Origin of the sequence: Chengkuizengella sp. SCS-71B (assembly GCF_040100845.1) — a bacterium.
Classification (GTDB): Bacteria; Bacillota; Bacilli; order Paenibacillales; family KCTC-33759; genus Chengkuizengella.
In genome coordinates, this window is sequence record NZ_JAZHSH010000001.1 from 2,409,544 (window position 1) to 2,427,832 (window position 18,289).

Genomic DNA, 18,289 nt, shown 5'->3' on the forward strand with positions numbered 1-18,289 from the left:
TTCTCTCCTTTATATTTGTCTTATAGTTTTTCTTTCAATTCGTTTTTCTTGATGTCCAACAATTATATTTTGCACATAAACACCCGGTGTGTGAATTTGATCAGGCTCTATTTGTCCTATTTCTACTAATTCTTCTAATTCTGCAATGGTTGTTTTCCCTGCCGCAGCAATCATCGGATTGAAGTTTCTAGCCGTTTTATTATAAACTAGGTTCCCCATTTTATCGCCTTTTATAGCTCTGACTAAACTGTGGTCAGCGGTTAAAGCGGTCTCTAGCAAGTATTCTTTTCCATTAAATTCTCTTACTTCCTTACCTTCTGCTATTGATGTTCCAACACCAGCTGGAGTATAAAAAGCAGGTATCCCTGCTCCACCTGCACGAATTCGTTCTGCTAACGTACCTTGAGGAATTAGTTCAATTTCTATTTCACCAGCTAACACTTGGCGTTCAAATTCTTTGTTTTCTCCCACGTATGAACCTACCATTTTTTTTATCTGTTTATTTTTCAAGAGCAGTCCTAATCCCCAATCATCAACACCACAGTTGTTAGATATAATTGTTAAATCCTTTACTCCTGTTTCAACTAAAGCTAATAATAAGTTTTCAGGAATGCCAACTAATCCAAATCCACCTACCATAAGCGTTGAACCATCGTGGATGTTCTTAACTGCATCTTGAAAAGAAGAGTGTATTTGCTTCATTTCATATGACCTCCTTAGATATACTCATATAACTACTTGAAAATTTGCCAAACTTTATGACAGAAAGATTACACAAATAAGATATGGTTTCTAAAAAAGATTATTCCTAAAAATCTTGGAACTGTATATGTAATCCCCCTCTAAAAAAATCCTGCTTTAATTATTATAAATCAGGATCAAAGAGCTTGCTAGGGTAAAAAATAAATGCATATAATTAGCTTTGAAGAAACTACATTTCGAAATACTTATCTCTCTCTACTTTACAAACCCTTAGTGAGAAATTTTTGTACCAATCTGTCTTGCCTTTATCTTGTGCTATTTTGTGTGCCGAGTTTTCCTTCCATAATTTAATTGCATCTAAAGATTCCCAATAGGATACGGTGATCCCCAAACCCTCATCACGTGCACTTTCCACACCTAAGAAACCCTGTTGCTGGGAAGCTAAATCTACCATTTTTTCAGCCATTTTACCATAACCATTGTCACCTTCTGCTCGCTGGGAAGAGAAGATCACTGCATAATATGGTGGCTGAGGTGTTTTAGCAATTCCACTCATGTATAAATTCCCCCTAAGTTATTCTTTAACCTATCCATCTTATACTTAAAGTATGTGCTGATTGAAGTTCTCATTTACTTCATCAAGTATAACACAATAATTTCCAATCATCTTTATAAATTCCAACTATACTACCTTAACTTAATAGAGTTATCACTTTAAATTATAGTAATTTTTCCATCGCCATCACATCTACAAATTTCCCATCTAATATTCCTTGATTTTTAAAGACCCCAACTTCTCTATACCCCATTTTCAAATAAAGACCTTGACCTAACTTGTTAAAAGGAAATGTAAAAAGTAATAATTTATGAAATTCAAATTGTGTTGCCTTCAATTCAAGTTCTCTTAAAAGTGCTTTTCCAATGCCCTTTCCTCGAGAATCACGTTCAATATATATTGCGATCTCTCCAACTCCATTATAAGCACATCTTGAATTATAAGGATTTATAGAAGCCCAGCCTACAATTTGTTCATTTTCTTCAGCTACAATAACCACATATTTCTCATCTCGATTTTTAAACCAATTGTTTATGTACTCCATATTTTTAACTTCTGTCTCAAGGGTGGCAATACGATCTTCAATCCCCTGATTATATATGTTTAAAATAGGAATCAGATCTTTAAACTCAGCCAATCTTATTTCCATTTTAAGTCCTCCCACTTAAATTATATTTTTTCAACAATAAATCAATAATTTTTGATGTAGTGTATCTTACAATTTTTATTTTTGTCATCATAAATAATCTTTAAAATTTGTTGTGAATATATTAAATTACATTTAGGTATGTTTACACATGTTTTTTATCAAAAAACAATTTCAGCATAGGTGGGGTTAAAATAGTTGTAATTAAGACCACTACTACAATAACTGCAAATAACTTCTCAGTTAATAAGGCTGCCTCTAACCCTATTGCTGCAATAATTAAAGCCACTTCTCCCCTAGAAACCATTCCCGATCCAATTCCAAATGAACTTCTCCAATTAAAACCCGCAAGTTTTGCTCCTACCGCAGATCCAAGCAATTTAGTTAAGATTGCAATAATACTAAGAAAAACAATAAGCCCAATTTGATCTCCTATTCCTATAAACTCAATCTGAACACCAATAGATGTAAAAAATACGGGTACAAAAATAGAATAACTAATCGTTTCTACTTTTTCAAACACTTCGTGTTTATAGTTTGTTAAACTGATTGCAACACCAGCTATATAAGCACCTATGATGCCAGCTACCCCCGCATATTCAGCTAGAAAGGCATAACTGAAACAAATAATTAATCCTGCAGATATAACCGCCTCACTCACCTTAAGAGGAGCAAACTTTTTCAACACCCATGGTACTACTTTCCACGCCAAACCAATAGCTACAACAAAGAAAAGCGCTTTCTTTAGAATCACTTCTCCTAATTGAACATCTCCACCAGCTAAACTCATTAGAAATGCTAATGATATAATGACTAGGATATCGTCAATTACTGCTGCTCCTAAAATCGTAGTACCTTCTTTTGACTTCAATTTACCCATTTCTTTTAAAGCTTGAACTGAGATACTTACACTCGTAGCAGAAAGCAATAACCCAAGAAAAACAGCTTCCAATGTTGGTAATTCCATATAAATCCCTGCTAAATAACCTATAGTTAGTGGAACAACAATACCTAATACACCTACATATGTAGAAGATTTTCCAGTTCTTTTAAATTCTTGTACATCCGTTTCAAGTCCTGCAATAAACATTAACAAGATAACACCAATTTGACTGATTTCTTCTAATACATCTGTATTTGTAACAATCCCTAACACGGTTGGACCTAAAACAATACCAATTAATAATTTTCCTAATACTGCTGGCTGCCCTAATCTTACACTAATATCTCCAGCTAATTTAGAAAATAACAAGATAGCTGCTAATTCAATGATAAGCACTTATTTTTTCTCTCCCTTTTCCCAAAGTCAAAAGCTTTTGGATAGTATTCCTAATACAATAAAAAGCATACTACTTACTGTGTGTGTCATCGAAATAACCATAAAAAAATACGCTTTAATTTTGATCCCATATGGAATACGGAGTTGATGTAACAATCGTTTCACTTTTTAAATAAAATTATTTAAAAAGTTTATAAAGTTATCATTTTATCGTTAATAACCAAAGACGCCCTTGCTTACAGCTTATCTTCCCCATTAGCTAGGTGATAGGCTTTTTTCAAGCCACCGGCTCGGCAACATGCCTAAAAACCCTCACTCTATTGAGCAAGGGTTAATTATTTTCATATTTATATTAAATTAATAATAAAGTATAATTTATCTAATTGAACACCCGAAACTCTTAGCTTCTTCAATACTTACAACTAATCAAAGATTATTCTTGTACAATTACAGTTACATTAGAATCATATCATCAAATGAGTGATAATTTAAATCAATGAAAGAGTTAATCTGATTCTGATCCATGTTTAATTTTCTTCACAATCTTTCAGGCGGTGCAATGATTCTTATTATTCTATCTCCCTTAGGGTTAAAAACTTCAAGTATTAATCTAGAGACTAAAGTAATAAGTTTAAATTCACTAGTTTTAATTTCAACTACAAATCTATTTTTAGAAATGGCTAGAATTTTAATCTTGGCTGGTGAGTTAATCTCTATATCAAATAAAGGAGTAAATAATTTAATTTTAAAATCTTTTAAAGGCAATTTAATAATGATTTCATTTAAGGTTGGTCTATGAATAAGTGCACCTTCACTAGTATTTAATTTTTGAAATATATTAAAAACATTTTTATTCATTTTACAAACGCCTTAAATCTCACCGATACTAGCGTTCTATCTTCAGTTTGATTTGCATCTAAAGAAGGAGCCGTCAGTAAATATTCACCTGACGCTACCATAGTATTTATAATATTTTCAGGTGCAGTTTTTGTTACTAAAAATGCATTTGTATCAGGTTGAGCAGAGGCTAAAATCCTAGTATTTTTTACATTTGCTGAATCTATATTATAAAATTCTGCATCTAAATTAGCATTAACATTATCTATAATTTCTTCTATTCTAACTTCATTCATTTTTAAGTCCAATTTATAAAAACCTCCTTCCTTACAATAATAGTATATTCAAACTTGACTTCTTTGTTACAAAAATCCGCTCTTATACTACATTTTAAACATTTTAATGTTTCGACATAAATTCGAAAAATAATTTTTTAAAACTAGATTATAATTTCAAAACCTTACTGTATATGCATTTAATGAACGAAATTGAACGGTTGGTAATAATGCCACTCCTTGGATTTCTCTGACACTAGCAACTAAATAAAACGATTCTTGCAATTCCTCACAAACAGCAGTTAAGTTCGGTGTTGTATTACTTTCCAATTGGACAGGGTCAATATTTTTATTTTCAGCCCCAGTTATAACCGTTCCGCTAATAGTTTCAGCTAATCGTGGTGTAACTTCATTACAATTATCTCCTATTCCATCTAGCAATTGGTATTCTAGTGCAATTTTAAAAGGTGCAGGTTCAACTACGTGTAGAGGTGTTGCTCCAGCTAATAGAAAATTGAGCTCAAAAAAACTATCAACTTTAAAAGAACTATGTTTAAGACATTTTGGTATTTGCAAGTTTAAAAGAACTCTCTCTTCACCTGTTTCAGGTAATTCGATAGGTGGATCACCTGTCTGGGCAAAAAATATAGAGGAAGTCATTGAGTTAATCCCCCCCTTCTTTATGTTGTTTTAGTATATTTAAATAATTGCCTTTACAGACAACTATGAATGAACTTATTTAAAGGTAATATTGTATTTAATTAGTGAATACTGTAACATTTATTGCCCTAAAAGCTACAAATGGGAGAATCACTCCACCCTGTAAGTTATTTAAATTTGCTACCAAATTTAAAGTTTGATTGACTAAACCTTCTGCAACGATTGTCAGGTTTGGAGTTGTGTTGCTTTCAAAATCTATCAACTGTTCTTCCCCATTTTCAGATGCAAGAATGGCAGTTCCACTAATCGTTTCTGCTAAATTAGGAGTCAGTGCAATACAACCATCACCAACACCATCAAATAATTGATAATTTAAATCCACCATAAAGGGAACATTTTGTTGAAGTGTTGACTCTCTTTCTTCAGTACCTACTAAAAAATTTAATTCAAAAAAAGCATCAATTTTTAATAAATTATATTTGTAACATTTCGGTATATCCAAAGACAATAATGTTACCACTCCTCCGTCCCTTGGTAATAAAATGGGTGGATCATCAGTTTGAGTAAAAAAAGCAATTGTCATGTTATTTTATTCACCTCCCTTGCAGAGAAGATATTGTATTATATGATGATGGGAAGCTTTTTGCTTGTACGTATAACTATTTTTGATTGCTATGCTGAAGAAAGTATTGTTGCATTTATCGCTCTAAACTGTGCTCTAGGCACAAAAACTCCTTGAGTTTCATTGATATTCGCTACTAAATAAACTGCTTCATTAACTAGAGGATTTGTAATAACTGTTGCATTAGGTGTTGTATTGCTTTCTTCCTGAAATAACTGTTTAGTTTCTGCTTCAAAAAATAAACCTGCTGGAGTTCCAGAGATGGTTTCAGCTAAAACAGGTGTTATTTCATTACAATTTTCACCAAACCCATCAAGTAGCTGATAGTTCAAAGCTAACTTAAAAGGTTCGGCTTGCTGTAATGTTTCTGCTGACTGAACTAAAAAATTTAATTCAAAAAAAGTATCAATTTTAATTACACAATGTTTATAACGGACTGGTATAGGTAATTTAAGCAAAGTTACAAATTCTCCACTTTCTGGAATGATAATAGGTTCAGCTTCTTGTTTGAAAAATACAGGTACGGTCATATTAAGCGCACCTCCTTAATTTGAAATCAATATATCTTATACAGAAAAAAACATATTTGCTTGTACGTATAACTATTTTTAATAAAAATAGTCGTAGCCCTACTAGAACGGTTTTGATAGAACAAATAAACTCTGTCCCTTTGATATTTGTAGTGTCGAAAAGTTTATAATGTTTCTGCTGTTGGGATTTCAATTAACGGAGTTAGCTTTAGTAATACTTGTTTAAAATAGTAAGGAAGGATTTTAAAGGAGTTTGTGGGTGGATCATGTGAGTGAACTCGTTTAAGCTTTGCTTAAACGAGTTCACTAAATCAATTTAAGTTAATTCTTTTTAATTTGTGAAATAACCCACTTTAAAGATACATCGGACATGGAAGTAATTTGTAAATCTACCTTTTCAAATGGCAGTAACTTTGTAATATCGTTAGGAATAGTAACACAATGTAATCCAGCAGCTTTTGCCGCCTGCGCTCCTTTTGGTGAGTCTTCAATTGCAATTGCTTCATTTGCAGATATGCCGAGTCCCTTTATGGCTTCAAGGTAAAGTGCCGGATCAGGCTTAACATTTTCCACATCATCGGATGTTTTGAATATCTCAAAATATTGTTTAATATTAAATTTATTTAGAAAATATTCTACCCACTCACGACTTGAACTTGAAGCAATAGCTAATTTTAAACCCATTTCTTTGGCTTCTTTAAAGTACTCCTCAACTCCTGGACGCAACTCTTTCTTTTCCATTACTTCTTTATGTTTTTTACTTGTGATTACTCTAACTTCTTGGAGATCAACTTCTTTCGTCGCATTTTCTAATAAATAATCATATAAAATATGAACTCCATCTGTTCCAATCACCTGACTCCATACTTCAATTGGTAAATCTACACCATATTCTTTATAAGTTTCCAAATAAACATCAAACCATGGAGTTTCAGTGTCAAGAATCGTTCCGTCAAAATCAAATACTATTGCTTTTATCATAAAATATCCTCCTAAATATGCTAGTTCATTCACTACCTGAAAAGAAATATAAATTAATGAAAATCCAATATAAAAAAAGACGATGAAAATAGTATATCAATTTTAACTCATCAAGTCATTCTAATATGAAAGCTTAGCAAAAAAAATGAAATTGTAATAATTTCACAAAGAACGGTTAACCTATGAAAAGATGTTTACACTATGTTAATTATTAAAGCTTATTGTACATATGAGGAGGATATAAATATGACTGATCTAAAAAATTGTTTGAATGAATTATTGGCAAATTTAAATGTGATGTATACAAAACTGCATAATTATCATTGGTTTGTAACAGGTGAACATTTTTTTGAATTGCATAGAGCTTCAGAAGAGTTATATGGTGAAGTGGCAACATATATTGACGAGGTTGCAGAAAAAATGCTGGCTGTTAATATGATACCAGCTGCTACAATGAAGGAATATTTACAATTGGCTTCCATAGAAGAAGCAAAAAATGGACTAACCGCGTTTGAAATGGTGCAATCTGTTTCCGATGATCTCTATAAATTAATCCTTGATCTGAAAAATGGGATTGAATTAGCTGATCAAGAAAAACAAATCAGCATTTCAAACTTACTACAAGATATTTTATGTGATTTTGAAATGGAAAACTGGAAGCTTTCTGCTTATTTAAAAAAATAAATTTATAGGGTTAAGTTCAACACCCGCTGCATAAGATTCAGTGGGTGTTCTTAACATGACAACTTAAGTTTAAATTTATTCATTATTCTTTTTTTTGCAAAATAATATTTGAATCCTCTTTCATTCTCCATTATAGTTTCACTTTGCATTCACCTTATGTTTAAACCACTCATGCATAGATACACCTGTTTCATTTATTTCGTTCATTATTTTTTCTTTCAATTCCTCATCCATGTAGAAAGTCATAGGAGTCAATCCAGTATCTATTAATATCCCATCATATTTTTCTATGACTTTCCCTTCAACAATAAACTTTTTAAGCGTATTAATAAAATCAAAGTGGGTCTGTGATTGGACTCCTTGAAGCTCAGATTTTTTTACTTCAACCAATATTTTATCATCAATTTCAATTTTAATATTGTTAACACCAACGTGCTTTAGCAATTGAACAATAATATCATAAATCAATGAATCTATAGAGGCCGGTTTAGGGAAATGAAATTTTGCTGTTCCATACGTTGCGATATTCTTTCTCTGTTCTAATACAACTTCCCGCTTCCATCCTTCCTCTTCCGCTCTTTCAAGTGAAATCTCTTCTCCGTTTTCAGTAATAAGAAAAGACTCTGCTTTTCTCCCTTTACTATTTATTTTATAAATGCGTGCTAATTGCCCTTCTTTTTTAAAAGGTTGAAACAAAAACAGCCCCTCTTTTTTATGATAAATCACATCGTTTTTCTCTAGCTCCGGATGATTCAATTTATATTGCTCGACCACTTCTTTTTTAATAAAAAACGTTCGTTTTCCCTTGTATTCACTCTCATAATACTCCAAATCTTTATTCTTGATTAACTTATGTACATAGGTGGTGGAAACGTTTAATATTTTTGCAGCATCTGAAGAAGTCAGATCTTTTTTCTTGTAAAACGACTTGATCCTCTCCACATCCTGAGCTTTAAACTTGTATCCTCCATCCCCCCTATGGGTTTCCCTATTAATAGGCTCCAACCTTTTTTCTGTATTAGTATGCTCCATCAGCTTATAAACTGAAGTTTTACTAATATTAAACTCTTTTGCTACCTCATTAATACTCATGTATTTTTTCAACTTTAATCACCATCTACTTTCATTCATTTCTTTCAACTTATATATTCATTTTAATCATAAAAATATTTATATATTTATATACATTAGATAAACATGTTTTAATTATATCATATGTATATAACTTTTTAAATTAATATCAAACATAATATAAATACTATAGTTACATTCAAAATAAACTAATAACCTATTATTTTTGTTTAGACTTAAATCATATATTTAATATATTTACCTACCATTTATTAATTAATTTGATATAATATTAATTAATATTTTATATTTTGTAGGTGATACTTTTGAAAGTTAATTTAAATGAATTAATGTTTAATAAATTTGATAGTAGTCGTTTTTTAGAAAAAAATAGGAAGGAGATGTTTTACCTATTATTAAATGAGGAAGGGTATTCAGCGATTTATCGAAAGTTCTCTCAAAATGAGGATGAGGATGGAAATTACGATTACAGACATTTAAGTAACTTGGAAATGATCTATGTATATATACATATGAGAGGGAAAAACAGAAAGGAAAAGTCTAAAAAAGAATACGTAAGAGAATTACTGCAATTTATACAAGTGATTAAGCAATATGAGGTTGATGACATCCGTCAATTAAGTCGTAGAAATGTGGAAGGATATCAACTGCATATCGAAAAAATGTACGATAAAAGCAGTACGATTACAAAAAAAATAAATATTGTAAAGAGTTTTTTAAAGTGGTGTTATCAAGAAAGGTATACAAAAAAGGATTTAAACAGAGGATTTTATCCAGTACGGATTAACAAAGCCGAAGTTGTTGAAAGGGATATATCTGTAGAACAAATGAAACAAACAATACAATATTATGGAAATAACCCAAAGGTAAAATCAATTATTATGCTGCTTGCTACTAGCGGTTTACGACTTTCAGAAATCATAACACCAAACTGGTCTGATCTATATTATGATTCAAAGCGAAACAAGTACTATTTAAAGACGATCACAAAAAGAGATAAAGTTCGTCACGCATTAATAAAAGAGTATGTTCTAGAAGAGATATTAGAATATAGAAGTAGAGTTGGATTAAACGTGGAATTGAATGCAAAAGATGACTCTCCCTTTTATCCAAATCGTCATGGTAAAAGGTATACATTATCTAGTTTATCTACAACCTTATCAAAACAATTAGCTGAAGCTGGTTTAACAACTGTTCAAGGAGAAAGAGTCACTCCCCATTTTTTAAGACATTTTTTTGCACGAACTGCTTATTCCAACGGGGCTCCTCTCGATCATATTGCAGATACCTTGGATCACAGTGATCCAAGAATAACAAAACAAAACTATTTGTATAGAGAATTGAAAAAAGAGCACGACGTAAGCGAGTTTGTGGATTTGTAAGAAGTTCAACCCATTGTATCAGAATAATGCAAATCCATTAGAATATTGAATTATATACAAGGTTTAATTATTATTTAAAATTTTACTATAATAATTTATCACGATATGATAAGTTATAAAAAAGCATTATTGAAAGGAGTAGTTATTCATGACAATACATACTGAAATTTTTGTAAATTCTGATGTTGAATTAATTTGGAAAGCTTGGACAGAAGTTAATAAAATTACAACATGGTTTGCTCCAGCCGCAGAAATACAATTAAAGGACAATGGAAAATATGAGCTTTATTTTGATCCAACCAACAAAAACAGCATGAGTACGATTGAATGTAAAATTCTAAGTTTTGAAAAACCCAGTTTTATTGAGTTTCAATGGAAAGGTCCTGACGAATTTAAAGATGTGATGAATGATGAAAATGCACTTACTATAGTTAAAATTTCTTTCATACCTTATGAAAATGGTACTAAACTAATTCTAGACCATACTGGATGGAATGATACAGATGATTGGATTAAAGCTAAAAAATGGCATATCAAAGCTTGGGGGCAAGCATTGAGCAGTTTAAAATCTAATATGGAGTCCGACAGATGAAATTAACTCGTCCAAGCTCCTTTAATTATACCAACAATAAACCACTCCCCATTGTATTCTTCAAAAACTAATTTTAAGCTTTGCCAGTCCATTCCTTCATATTGAGGATCAAATCCAGAAAAATAAAATTCCACGATGTTTGCATCAGGATAAACTGTAAATTGATTTTGTATCATGTTTCCAGTTCCTAATATTTGATTGTAGCTAACTTGCTCTGGATTGGCAAAATCAACACTATAAACAAAAGCATTATAATAATCTACTGTAGTTAACTGGATTGGATCACCTGAACCATCATAATTTCCCCAAGTATATACGTTGTTATCTGTCATAAAGCCAGACATTTGATTAGATTGAAATACTAAATCGCTATTTACATTTACATAAAGGTAAGGAGAAAATCTTACCCCATTGATAGGATGGATGAATGTAGATAATTGTGTCATATCTTGCGCTTCTAATAACCATATGATTTCATCTGCCTTATTTAAAATTAAATCTTCTTCACTAATTTGAGGTGAATCTGGTAAATTTTCTCCGTTCTCTATGTTTAATATTTGTTCTTTTAAATCCTCATTTTCACTTTGTAACTGCTCATTATCTGCTTCTAATTGATCATTAACAATTTTTAATTGCTCCAATTTCTGTAATACAGTTAAATTTTCTTGTTTAAGCAAGTCTATTTCATCACTAATTTGATCTAATTGATTTACTAATTTCTTGTTTTCCTCTTTAATATGCGCCAGCTCTTCTTCCAAGTTTAAATTACTATTACTGCAAGCTGTTAGGAAAAAAAGCAAAACAACCACACACGTTAACCTCATACTTTTATCTCCTTTCTATCGATATGAAAATTAATATTTTTTTCTGTAATTCTAAGTTGGATGTGATATTGTATACTAGGATAATATTGTTTAATTCATCAAATGAGGTGACATCTTTGGAAACAAAACCACTCATACATATGAGACCTAAACTTCGTTCTTCTATTCGTATATGGTTTGGTTCAAAATTTTATACATTTAGAAGATATTTTGAATGGTATAAAAGAAGAAAAAAATTTGCTCGTTATTATCATCATACTCTCTTACCATATTCAGTTTTCAGTCACAAAACACCCACATTAAGAGAACTTAAAGATGTTGATATGTGGCTGCAACATAATAAGGTTATAAATTTAAAAATAGCATTAAAAAAGCTGAATAAAATTGTTATTAAATCAGGTGAAACGTTCTCTTATTGGAAACTAATCGGAAAAATAACGAAACAAAAAGGTTATGTGAAAGGTATGGTTTTACACTACGGAAAGTTCAAAATAGGTACAGGTGGTGGTTTGTGTCAGCTCTCTAATTTAATATACTGGATTACACTTCATACTCCATTAGTTGTAACAGAACGTCATCGACACAGTTATGACGTATTCCCTGATTCAAATAGAACACAACCTTTTGGAAGTGGGGCTACTTGTTCTTATAATTATCTAGACTTGCAAATTTATAATCCTACTGACCAACCCTTTCAACTTTATCTTAATATAGAAAATGATCATTTATTTGGAGAATGGAGGACAACTAAATCTCCTATTCATAAATATAAAGTATACGAAAAAGATCATTCAATTACACAAGAATATTGGGGAGATTACGTTCGACACAATATAATTCATCGTAAAGTATTTAATTTGTATAACGAATATATTGATGATCAATATTTAACTGAGAATCATGCAATTATGATGTATCAACCTTTATTAAAATAATATTAAATTTCAGATAGTTTCATACATCTATACCATAAAAAGTGAAGAAATTTACATATAAAAAAAGCATTATACCCCCTATTTATCAAGGATATAATGCTTTTTTAATTATTCACTACAATTTGAAGGCGGTGGTGCAACCTCTGAATCAAGATTAATTTTTTCTGAGACGGTATCTCTAACTACAGATACAACTAATTGAAGCAAATAGTTGATATCACTCTGTGTTTGTTGAAACTGTTTTACAATCGGTAAATGATCTAACTCGTCTTGTAGATCTGCTTGCTCGCTTTCTATCTTTTTAACCATTTCAGGATTATCAAAAGACTCAAAAGCAACAACTTCCTTTTGCTTTTTCTTAATATCACTGATCATACCTTGTATTTTTTCACTGCTATTTATTTTTTTCTCTGCTTCTTTATACATTTTTACTTCGTCTGTTGTGGAGATTAAGCTAGCTAATTCCTTCGCTTTTTTTAAAATATCATCTCTTACAACCAATTCAGTAATGGTATATTCTGGCATGCCATGTTCATTAACACGTTGTTTCGCCTCTGACAAAGTATTCACACTCCTACCATATAATATTAACTTTATTGTGGTGTAACCAAATTATACAACTTCCTGAACTACAATGTCCCCACTGACAAACCAAGTCGTTGTTTTATTAATTTTAACATGAACGAATTCCCCAATTAAGTCCTCCGTACCCTCGAAGTGGACCAATTTATTTGTACGAGTTCTACCACTTAGAACTTTTGCATTGTTTTTACTTATACCTTCTACAAGAACTTCAACTGTTTGTCCCTGTAATTTCGCATTTTGTTTATAACTTGACTCTGCTACTGCTTCATTTAGTCGCTGCAGTCGTTGTTTTTTCACTTCTTCAGGTACATCGTCTTTCATTTTAGCGGCTGGGGTTCCTTCTCTAGCTGAATAGATATAGGTATACGCAAAATCATACTCAACTTCTTTTACTAAAGAAACTGTATCTTCAAATTGCTCCTCAGTTTCTCCTGGGAATCCAACAATAAAATCTGAAGTTAAAACAACATCAGGAATTGCTTTTCTAATTTTAGAAACGAGCTCCATATAATGTTCACGAGAATATTTGCGACTCATGATTTTCAACATTTCTGTATTTCCAGATTGAACAGGTAAATGAATATGTTCTACTAAATTACCCTTTTTAGCCAATACTTCTATCAAATGATCATCAAAATCTCTAGGGTGAGAAGTTGTGAATCTAACTCTTGGAATATCTATTTTATGAATATCGTCCATTAGATCACCAAAACGATAATTTATATCTTCAAAATCCTTCCCATACGCATTTACATTTTGACCTAACAACGTAATTTCTTTAAATCCTTGGCGTGCTAGATCTCGTACTTCTGCTATGACATCTTCTGGTCTTCGACTTCTCTCTTTTCCTCTTGTATAGGGAACGATACAATACGTGCAAAACTTATCACAGCCGTACATTATATTAACCCAAGCTCTCATACCTTCCCTCTTTTTAGGAAGGTTTTCTATGATATCTCCTTCTTTAGACCAAACTTCAACAACCATCTCTTTATTGAAATAACAATCTTTTATTAAATGAGGTAAACGATGAATATTGTGTGTTCCAAATATTAAATCTACAAAATTATGTTTTTGTAAAATTCTGTTGATTACGTTTTCTTCCTGTGACATACATCCACAGACCCCTAAAATAAGAGAAGGGTTTTCCTTCTTAAGATGTTTCAGACTACCTAACTGTCCAAAAACCTTTTCCTCTGCATTTTCACGAATAGCACACGTATTAAGAAGAATAATATCAGCTTCATCAGCCTCATCTGTGGCTTCATAACCTATTTGCTCTAACATGCCCTTCATTGTTTCTGAATCATGCTCATTCATTTGACAACCATAAGTTCGAATTAAATATTTTTTCCCTATACCAAAACCTGTCATTTCCTCAGGAATAGAGAAATTATAATGAACCTTTACATCTTCTTTTCCTCTTTTTTTAGCATCGCTTAAAGAGGGTGGATTAAAATATATAGAAAAATCCTTATCGGATTTAACTGACATGGTACAACACCCTTTCACTAAAAATAAACATCCTTTTTATTATAACATCTGCAGTAACTTTTTTAAAGAATACTCGCTTATTGGATAGCTTCAAATGCAATAACAGAAGGGTAGTTGTCAGATCAACTGCTCTAAATTCAGTTCATTAATCAATAATTTCAGCAGTCTCACATGTATTTATTCCAGCTGCATTTGCTTCATCCGTATCAATGTGCATATCTAGTGCGTAATTATCAGCTACTCTAGCAATAACATCTTCAAATATTAATGGACGTTCTCCATTTACTCTTACTTTTAACAATTGTTTGTTTTGAATTCCCCATTTTTCAGCATCACTTGTATGAAAATGAATATGACGTGCGGCAATGATGACTCCTTTATCAAGTTCGACTTCTCCTGCCGGTCCAACAACTTTTATACCAGGAGTTCCGATAATATCACCAGACTCACGCACTGGAGGTTGTACGCCTAAATAAAAAGAATCTGTTTTAGATATTTCTAATTGACTTTCTTTTCTTGCAGGTCCTAAAATACGAACTTTATCAAGAGATTTCTTGGGTCCTTCTATTCTGACTGTTTCATTTGCTGCAAATTGACCCGGTTGTGATAAATCTTTCTTTACAGACAGTCCATTTTCTTTCCCAAATAAAATTGCGATATGTTCCTGAGATAAATGGATATGACGTGCGGATACACCAACTGGGACTTGTTTCATAATGGTTTCTTCCTTCCTATTTCTAAGATAATTTATATTAATATTATATCCAAAAATAAAATCTGCTTTTCTGATATCAATTCATATAACAATTCAATGCTATGAAAAAATACCGTCAATTTTTAATTATACAAAAAAGCATATGGATTACACCATATGCTTCACATAAGTTCAAACAATTATCTAAATTCAGCCACTAATTGGTCAAATTCTTCTTCTGATAAGTTTAAATCCTGCTTGTTTAAAGCTTCTTCTTTAAAACCTGGTACATGATTTTCATAACTTGTTCTCGTTTTATCTTGATAGATAACACCCGTTAACATACCATTGTTTTCCATCAATTTAGACATAGCCATGATTCTATCGGAAGAGTCATAATTTTCAATATCTTCAACACTTACGATATTTTCTTTAAACCAGTCATATGTGTTAATTTTATTAAATGTTACACAAGGACTAAATACATTAATGAAAGAAAAACCATCATGTTTAATTCCCTCTTCAATAATGTTTGTCATTTCTTTTAGATTACTTGAAAAGGATTGAGCTACGAAAGTTGCACCAGATGAAAGAGCTAACTCTAAAGGTGGTAAAGCAGCTTCTTTAGATCCTTCTGGAGTACTTTTAGTTTTAAAACCAAAAGCACTACGAGGTGAAGTTTGACCTTTCGTAAGACCATAAATTTGATTATCCATAATTATATATGTGATGTTCATATTTCTACGAATAGCATGAACAGTATGTCCAGTACCAATTGCAAGACCATCTCCATCTCCACCAGCAGCAATGACAGTTAGTTCTCGATTAGCCATTTTTAACCCTTGTGCAATTGGAAGAGAACGTCCATGAATTCCATGAAGGCCATTTGCATTTATATAACCAGATATTCTTCCAGAACAACCTATACCTGATACAACTGCTAAATCATCAGGTTCTAATCCTGTATTAGCTGCCGCTCTTTGAATTGCAGCTTGTACGGAAAAATCTCCACACCCAGGACACCAGTTAGGTTTGATTTTATTTCTAAATTCCTTAAATGTAGCCATCTATTTCAACTCCTTACAAGTTTCATGAATATCAGAAGGTAAAAACGGATTACCATCATACTTAAGATGGTTCTCAATTTTTTCAGCATATCCAACATTTAGTTTAATTAAAGAAGCTAGTTGACCCGTCGCATTATTTTCAACTACTACGACTTTTTTAGCTTTTTCAATATATGGTTTTATTTCTTCTGTTGGGAAAGGATGCATTAAACGGACAGTAACATGATTTGATGATATCCCGTCCTTATCCAATCTGGATCTTGCTTCGTCAATAGTACCTCCAGTTGATCCCATACCAATAATTAACAAATCCGGAGTTTCATGTGGAGCATCGACTAATATTGGATTAGTCACTTGAATGTTTTCCATTTTTCTCAAACGCTTATCCATCATTTTTTGACGATTATCAGCCGCTTCAGAAGGACGTCCTTCTTCATCATGTTCAACACCTGTCACATGATATATTCCATTTTGGGTTCCTGGAATTGCACGTGGTGAAATTCCATCTTCAGTAATTTCATAACGCTTAAATAATTTTCCGTCTTCACGAGGCTCAATTTCACTTACAATTTTCCCACGGTTAATTTCTATGTTTTCAAAATCTAAGTTCTCTGCAGTTTGTTTACCGAGTGATAATTGTAGGTCCGTTACAATAATTACAGGACATTGATAAATTTCTGCTAAATTAAAAGCCTCTACTGTATCATAGAAACATTCTTCAATCGTGCTTGGAGCAAGTACAATTTTAGGTATCTCACCATGCGTACCATAAATAACTGCATTTAAATCACTTTGTTCTTGTTTTGTAGGTAATCCAGTACTTGGACCACCGCGTTGTGTATCAACAATAACAACAGGTGTTTCAGTCATTCCTGCTAAACCGATTCCTTCCATCATTAATGAAAGCCCTGGTCCTGCAGATGCTGTTAAAGCACGTACACCGCCATAGTTTGCACCAATGGCCATCGTAATTGCTGCAATTTCATCTTCAGTTTGAATGACAGTACCATTGTATTTAGGTAATCTTTTTGTTAAATATTCCATAACTTCTGAAGCAGGTGTTATTGGATAAGCTGGCATAAATCTACAACCTGCAACCAAAGCCCCTAATCCAATGGCATCATTACCGATCATAAATAAACGCCTTTGTCCATCGGCTGGTTCAATTTGCAATTCTGGTAATGGACCACCAGTTTCATCAGTAATAAACCCAGCACCTCTAGAAACCGCTTCAATATTTTTATCTACAATAGCTGTTCCCTTACGGTTAAATTCTTCTTTAATTACTTCTTTAATTACATCAATAGGTAAATCAAGCAATGCTGCAGATGCACCAGTTGCCACCATATTTTTCATTAGGGATGTACCAAGTTCTTCTGCAATCCCTGTAAATGGTACTGCAAACAACCTAGCTTTTATACCTTCAGGAACTTTTGGTGAAAATTTTGCATCTGCAACAATGACTCCACCATCACGAAGTTCATGAGAATTTAAATCTATAGTTTCTTGATCAAATGCTACTAAAATATCTAAATCATCAGAAATAGAACGAATAGGTTGTTTACTAATTCTAATTTTATTGTTAGTATGTCCACCTTTAATACGGGAAGAAAAATGACGATACCCATATAAGTAATATCCAAGACGATTTAATGCTGTAGAAAATATTCGATCTGTACTTTCCAGACCTTCCCCTTGTTGACCACCAATCTTCCATGACAATTGACTAATCACTTAATGCAACTCCTTTAACGATTCATCCATTATAATTTTTATATAATTTTCAAAAAAACTTCACAAATTAGTTTCACATAGATATGTTATGATTTCGAGAAACAAAAAGCAATAGATT

The 18,289-nt window shown here is 32.0% G+C and carries 21 protein-coding genes; 4 read left to right on the forward strand and 17 right to left on the reverse strand.

Translation table 11 applies throughout. From position 1 onward, the window contains the following. Positions 1–9 precede the first annotated feature (9 nt). From VQL36_RS11720 to VQL36_RS11765, 10 genes are all read right to left on the reverse strand, one after another. Positions 10–702, reverse strand: coding sequence for a CoA transferase subunit A (locus tag VQL36_RS11720; protein WP_349249490.1), 693 nt, complete (start codon positions 700–702; stop codon positions 10–12). Positions 703–931: 229 nt separating this feature from the next. Continuing rightward, positions 932–1,258, reverse strand: coding sequence for an antibiotic biosynthesis monooxygenase (locus VQL36_RS11725; protein ID WP_349249491.1), 327 nt, complete (start codon positions 1,256–1,258; stop codon positions 932–934). 163 nt (positions 1,259–1,421) lie between these two features. Beyond that, on the reverse strand, positions 1,422–1,907 hold the full coding sequence (locus VQL36_RS11730; RefSeq protein WP_349249492.1) for an arsinothricin resistance N-acetyltransferase ArsN1 family A: 486 nt from the start codon (positions 1,905–1,907) through the stop codon (positions 1,422–1,424). Positions 1,908–2,049: 142 nt separating this feature from the next. Then, complete coding sequence (locus VQL36_RS11735) at positions 2,050–3,183, reverse strand: cation:proton antiporter (RefSeq protein WP_349249493.1); 1,134 nt, start codon at positions 3,181–3,183, stop codon at positions 2,050–2,052. Between the two features lie 537 nt (positions 3,184–3,720). Continuing rightward, positions 3,721–4,041, reverse strand: a complete 321-nt coding sequence (locus VQL36_RS11740) for a hypothetical protein (RefSeq protein WP_349249494.1) — start codon at positions 4,039–4,041, stop codon at positions 3,721–3,723. Next, positions 4,038–4,328: a hypothetical protein gene (locus VQL36_RS11745; RefSeq protein WP_349249495.1), complete on the reverse strand. Its 291-nt coding sequence runs from the start codon at positions 4,326–4,328 to the stop codon at positions 4,038–4,040. Before VQL36_RS11745 ends, VQL36_RS11740 begins: the two co-directional genes overlap by 4 nt. Before the next feature lie 144 nt (positions 4,329–4,472). Further along, the gene (locus tag VQL36_RS11750) at positions 4,473–4,955 is read right to left on the reverse strand and encodes a hypothetical protein (RefSeq protein ID WP_349249496.1); all 483 of its coding nucleotides are present in this window, start codon (positions 4,953–4,955) and stop codon (positions 4,473–4,475) included. 97 nt (positions 4,956–5,052) lie between these two features. Continuing rightward, positions 5,053–5,538, reverse strand: coding sequence for a hypothetical protein (locus VQL36_RS11755; RefSeq protein ID WP_349249497.1), 486 nt, complete (start codon positions 5,536–5,538; stop codon positions 5,053–5,055). 89 nt (positions 5,539–5,627) lie between these two features. Further along, a complete protein-coding gene (locus VQL36_RS11760; RefSeq protein WP_349249498.1) occupies positions 5,628–6,107 on the reverse strand; it encodes a hypothetical protein in 480 nt (159 codons plus the stop codon). Between the two features lie 321 nt (positions 6,108–6,428). Next, positions 6,429–7,085, reverse strand: coding sequence for an HAD-IA family hydrolase (locus VQL36_RS11765; protein ID WP_349251173.1), 657 nt, complete (start codon positions 7,083–7,085; stop codon positions 6,429–6,431). A gap of 249 nt (positions 7,086–7,334) precedes the next feature. Here VQL36_RS11765 and VQL36_RS11770 point away from each other — a divergent pair, with 249 nt between their 5' ends. After that, a complete protein-coding gene (locus VQL36_RS11770) occupies positions 7,335–7,772 on the forward strand; it encodes a DNA starvation/stationary phase protection protein (RefSeq protein ID WP_349249499.1) in 438 nt (145 codons plus the stop codon). A gap of 138 nt (positions 7,773–7,910) precedes the next feature. Here VQL36_RS11770 and VQL36_RS11775 read toward each other — a convergent pair whose 3' ends face one another. After that, positions 7,911–8,864: a helix-turn-helix domain-containing protein gene (locus VQL36_RS11775; protein WP_349249500.1), complete on the reverse strand. Its 954-nt coding sequence runs from the start codon at positions 8,862–8,864 to the stop codon at positions 7,911–7,913. Positions 8,865–9,169: 305 nt separating this feature from the next. On the opposite strand from VQL36_RS11775, the gene VQL36_RS11780 reads away from it, so the two are divergent. Then, positions 9,170–10,246, forward strand: a complete 1,077-nt coding sequence (locus VQL36_RS11780; protein ID WP_349249501.1) for a site-specific integrase — start codon at positions 9,170–9,172, stop codon at positions 10,244–10,246. Between the two features lie 148 nt (positions 10,247–10,394). Further along, positions 10,395–10,838 (forward strand): SRPBCC domain-containing protein, encoded by a 444-nt coding sequence (locus VQL36_RS11785; RefSeq protein WP_349249502.1) that lies wholly within the window; start codon positions 10,395–10,397, stop codon positions 10,836–10,838. A 2-nt stretch (positions 10,839–10,840) separates the two neighbouring features. On the opposite strand, the gene VQL36_RS11790 is transcribed toward VQL36_RS11785, so the two are convergent. Then, positions 10,841–11,662: a hypothetical protein gene (locus VQL36_RS11790; RefSeq protein WP_349249503.1), complete on the reverse strand. Its 822-nt coding sequence runs from the start codon at positions 11,660–11,662 to the stop codon at positions 10,841–10,843. Between the two features lie 140 nt (positions 11,663–11,802). Here VQL36_RS11790 and VQL36_RS11795 point away from each other — a divergent pair, with 140 nt between their 5' ends. Continuing rightward, positions 11,803–12,597: a VanW family protein gene (locus VQL36_RS11795; protein ID WP_349251174.1), complete on the forward strand. Its 795-nt coding sequence runs from the start codon at positions 11,803–11,805 to the stop codon at positions 12,595–12,597. Between the two features lie 108 nt (positions 12,598–12,705). Here VQL36_RS11795 and VQL36_RS11800 read toward each other — a convergent pair whose 3' ends face one another. The 5 genes from VQL36_RS11800 to VQL36_RS11820 all read right to left on the reverse strand — a co-directional run bounded on the left by VQL36_RS11800 (position 12,706) and on the right by VQL36_RS11820 (position 18,171). After that, complete coding sequence (locus VQL36_RS11800; RefSeq protein ID WP_413789508.1) at positions 12,706–13,158, reverse strand: RicAFT regulatory complex protein RicA family protein; 453 nt, start codon at positions 13,156–13,158, stop codon at positions 12,706–12,708. Between the two features lie 51 nt (positions 13,159–13,209). Continuing rightward, positions 13,210–14,676 (reverse strand): tRNA (N6-isopentenyl adenosine(37)-C2)-methylthiotransferase MiaB, encoded by a 1,467-nt coding sequence (gene miaB / locus VQL36_RS11805; RefSeq protein ID WP_349249504.1) that lies wholly within the window; start codon positions 14,674–14,676, stop codon positions 13,210–13,212. Positions 14,677–14,821: 145 nt separating this feature from the next. Next, complete coding sequence (locus tag VQL36_RS11810) at positions 14,822–15,391, reverse strand: phosphate propanoyltransferase (RefSeq protein ID WP_349249505.1); 570 nt, start codon at positions 15,389–15,391, stop codon at positions 14,822–14,824. Between the two features lie 179 nt (positions 15,392–15,570). Next, positions 15,571–16,437, reverse strand: coding sequence for a 2-oxoacid:ferredoxin oxidoreductase subunit beta (locus tag VQL36_RS11815; protein ID WP_349249506.1), 867 nt, complete (start codon positions 16,435–16,437; stop codon positions 15,571–15,573). Continuing rightward, positions 16,438–18,171, reverse strand: a complete 1,734-nt coding sequence (locus VQL36_RS11820) for a 2-oxoacid:acceptor oxidoreductase subunit alpha (protein WP_349249507.1) — start codon at positions 18,169–18,171, stop codon at positions 16,438–16,440. It abuts the gene before it with no gap. Positions 18,172–18,289: the final 118 nt, after the last annotated feature.

Bases quoted from the DNA above. Each gene is read 5' to 3' on its own strand.
- VQL36_RS11720 (WP_349249490.1), bottom strand. From the start codon at position 702: ATGAAGCAAATACACTCTTCTTTTCAAGATGCAGTTAAGAACATCCAC.
- VQL36_RS11725 (WP_349249491.1), bottom strand. From the start codon at position 1,258: ATGAGTGGAATTGCTAAAACACCTCAGCCACCATATTATGCAGTGATC.
- VQL36_RS11730 (WP_349249492.1), bottom strand. From the start codon at position 1,907: ATGGAAATAAGATTGGCTGAGTTTAAAGATCTGATTCCTATTTTAAAC.
- VQL36_RS11740 (WP_349249494.1), bottom strand. From the start codon at position 4,041: ATGAATAAAAATGTTTTTAATATATTTCAAAAATTAAATACTAGTGAA.
- VQL36_RS11750 (WP_349249496.1), bottom strand. From the start codon at position 4,955: ATGACTTCCTCTATATTTTTTGCCCAGACAGGTGATCCACCTATCGAA.
- VQL36_RS11755 (WP_349249497.1), bottom strand. From the start codon at position 5,538: ATGACAATTGCTTTTTTTACTCAAACTGATGATCCACCCATTTTATTA.
- VQL36_RS11760 (WP_349249498.1), bottom strand. From the start codon at position 6,107: ATGACCGTACCTGTATTTTTCAAACAAGAAGCTGAACCTATTATCATT.
- VQL36_RS11770 (WP_349249499.1), top strand. From the start codon at position 7,335: ATGACTGATCTAAAAAATTGTTTGAATGAATTATTGGCAAATTTAAAT.
- VQL36_RS11775 (WP_349249500.1), bottom strand. From the start codon at position 8,864: ATGAGTATTAATGAGGTAGCAAAAGAGTTTAATATTAGTAAAACTTCA.
- VQL36_RS11785 (WP_349249502.1), top strand. From the start codon at position 10,395: ATGACAATACATACTGAAATTTTTGTAAATTCTGATGTTGAATTAATT.
- VQL36_RS11790 (WP_349249503.1), bottom strand. From the start codon at position 11,662: ATGAGGTTAACGTGTGTGGTTGTTTTGCTTTTTTTCCTAACAGCTTGC.
- VQL36_RS11795 (WP_349251174.1), top strand. From the start codon at position 11,803: ATGAGACCTAAACTTCGTTCTTCTATTCGTATATGGTTTGGTTCAAAA.
- miaB (WP_349249504.1), bottom strand. From the start codon at position 14,676: ATGTCAGTTAAATCCGATAAGGATTTTTCTATATATTTTAATCCACCC.
- VQL36_RS11810 (WP_349249505.1), bottom strand. From the start codon at position 15,391: ATGAAACAAGTCCCAGTTGGTGTATCCGCACGTCATATCCATTTATCT.
- VQL36_RS11815 (WP_349249506.1), bottom strand. From the start codon at position 16,437: ATGGCTACATTTAAGGAATTTAGAAATAAAATCAAACCTAACTGGTGT.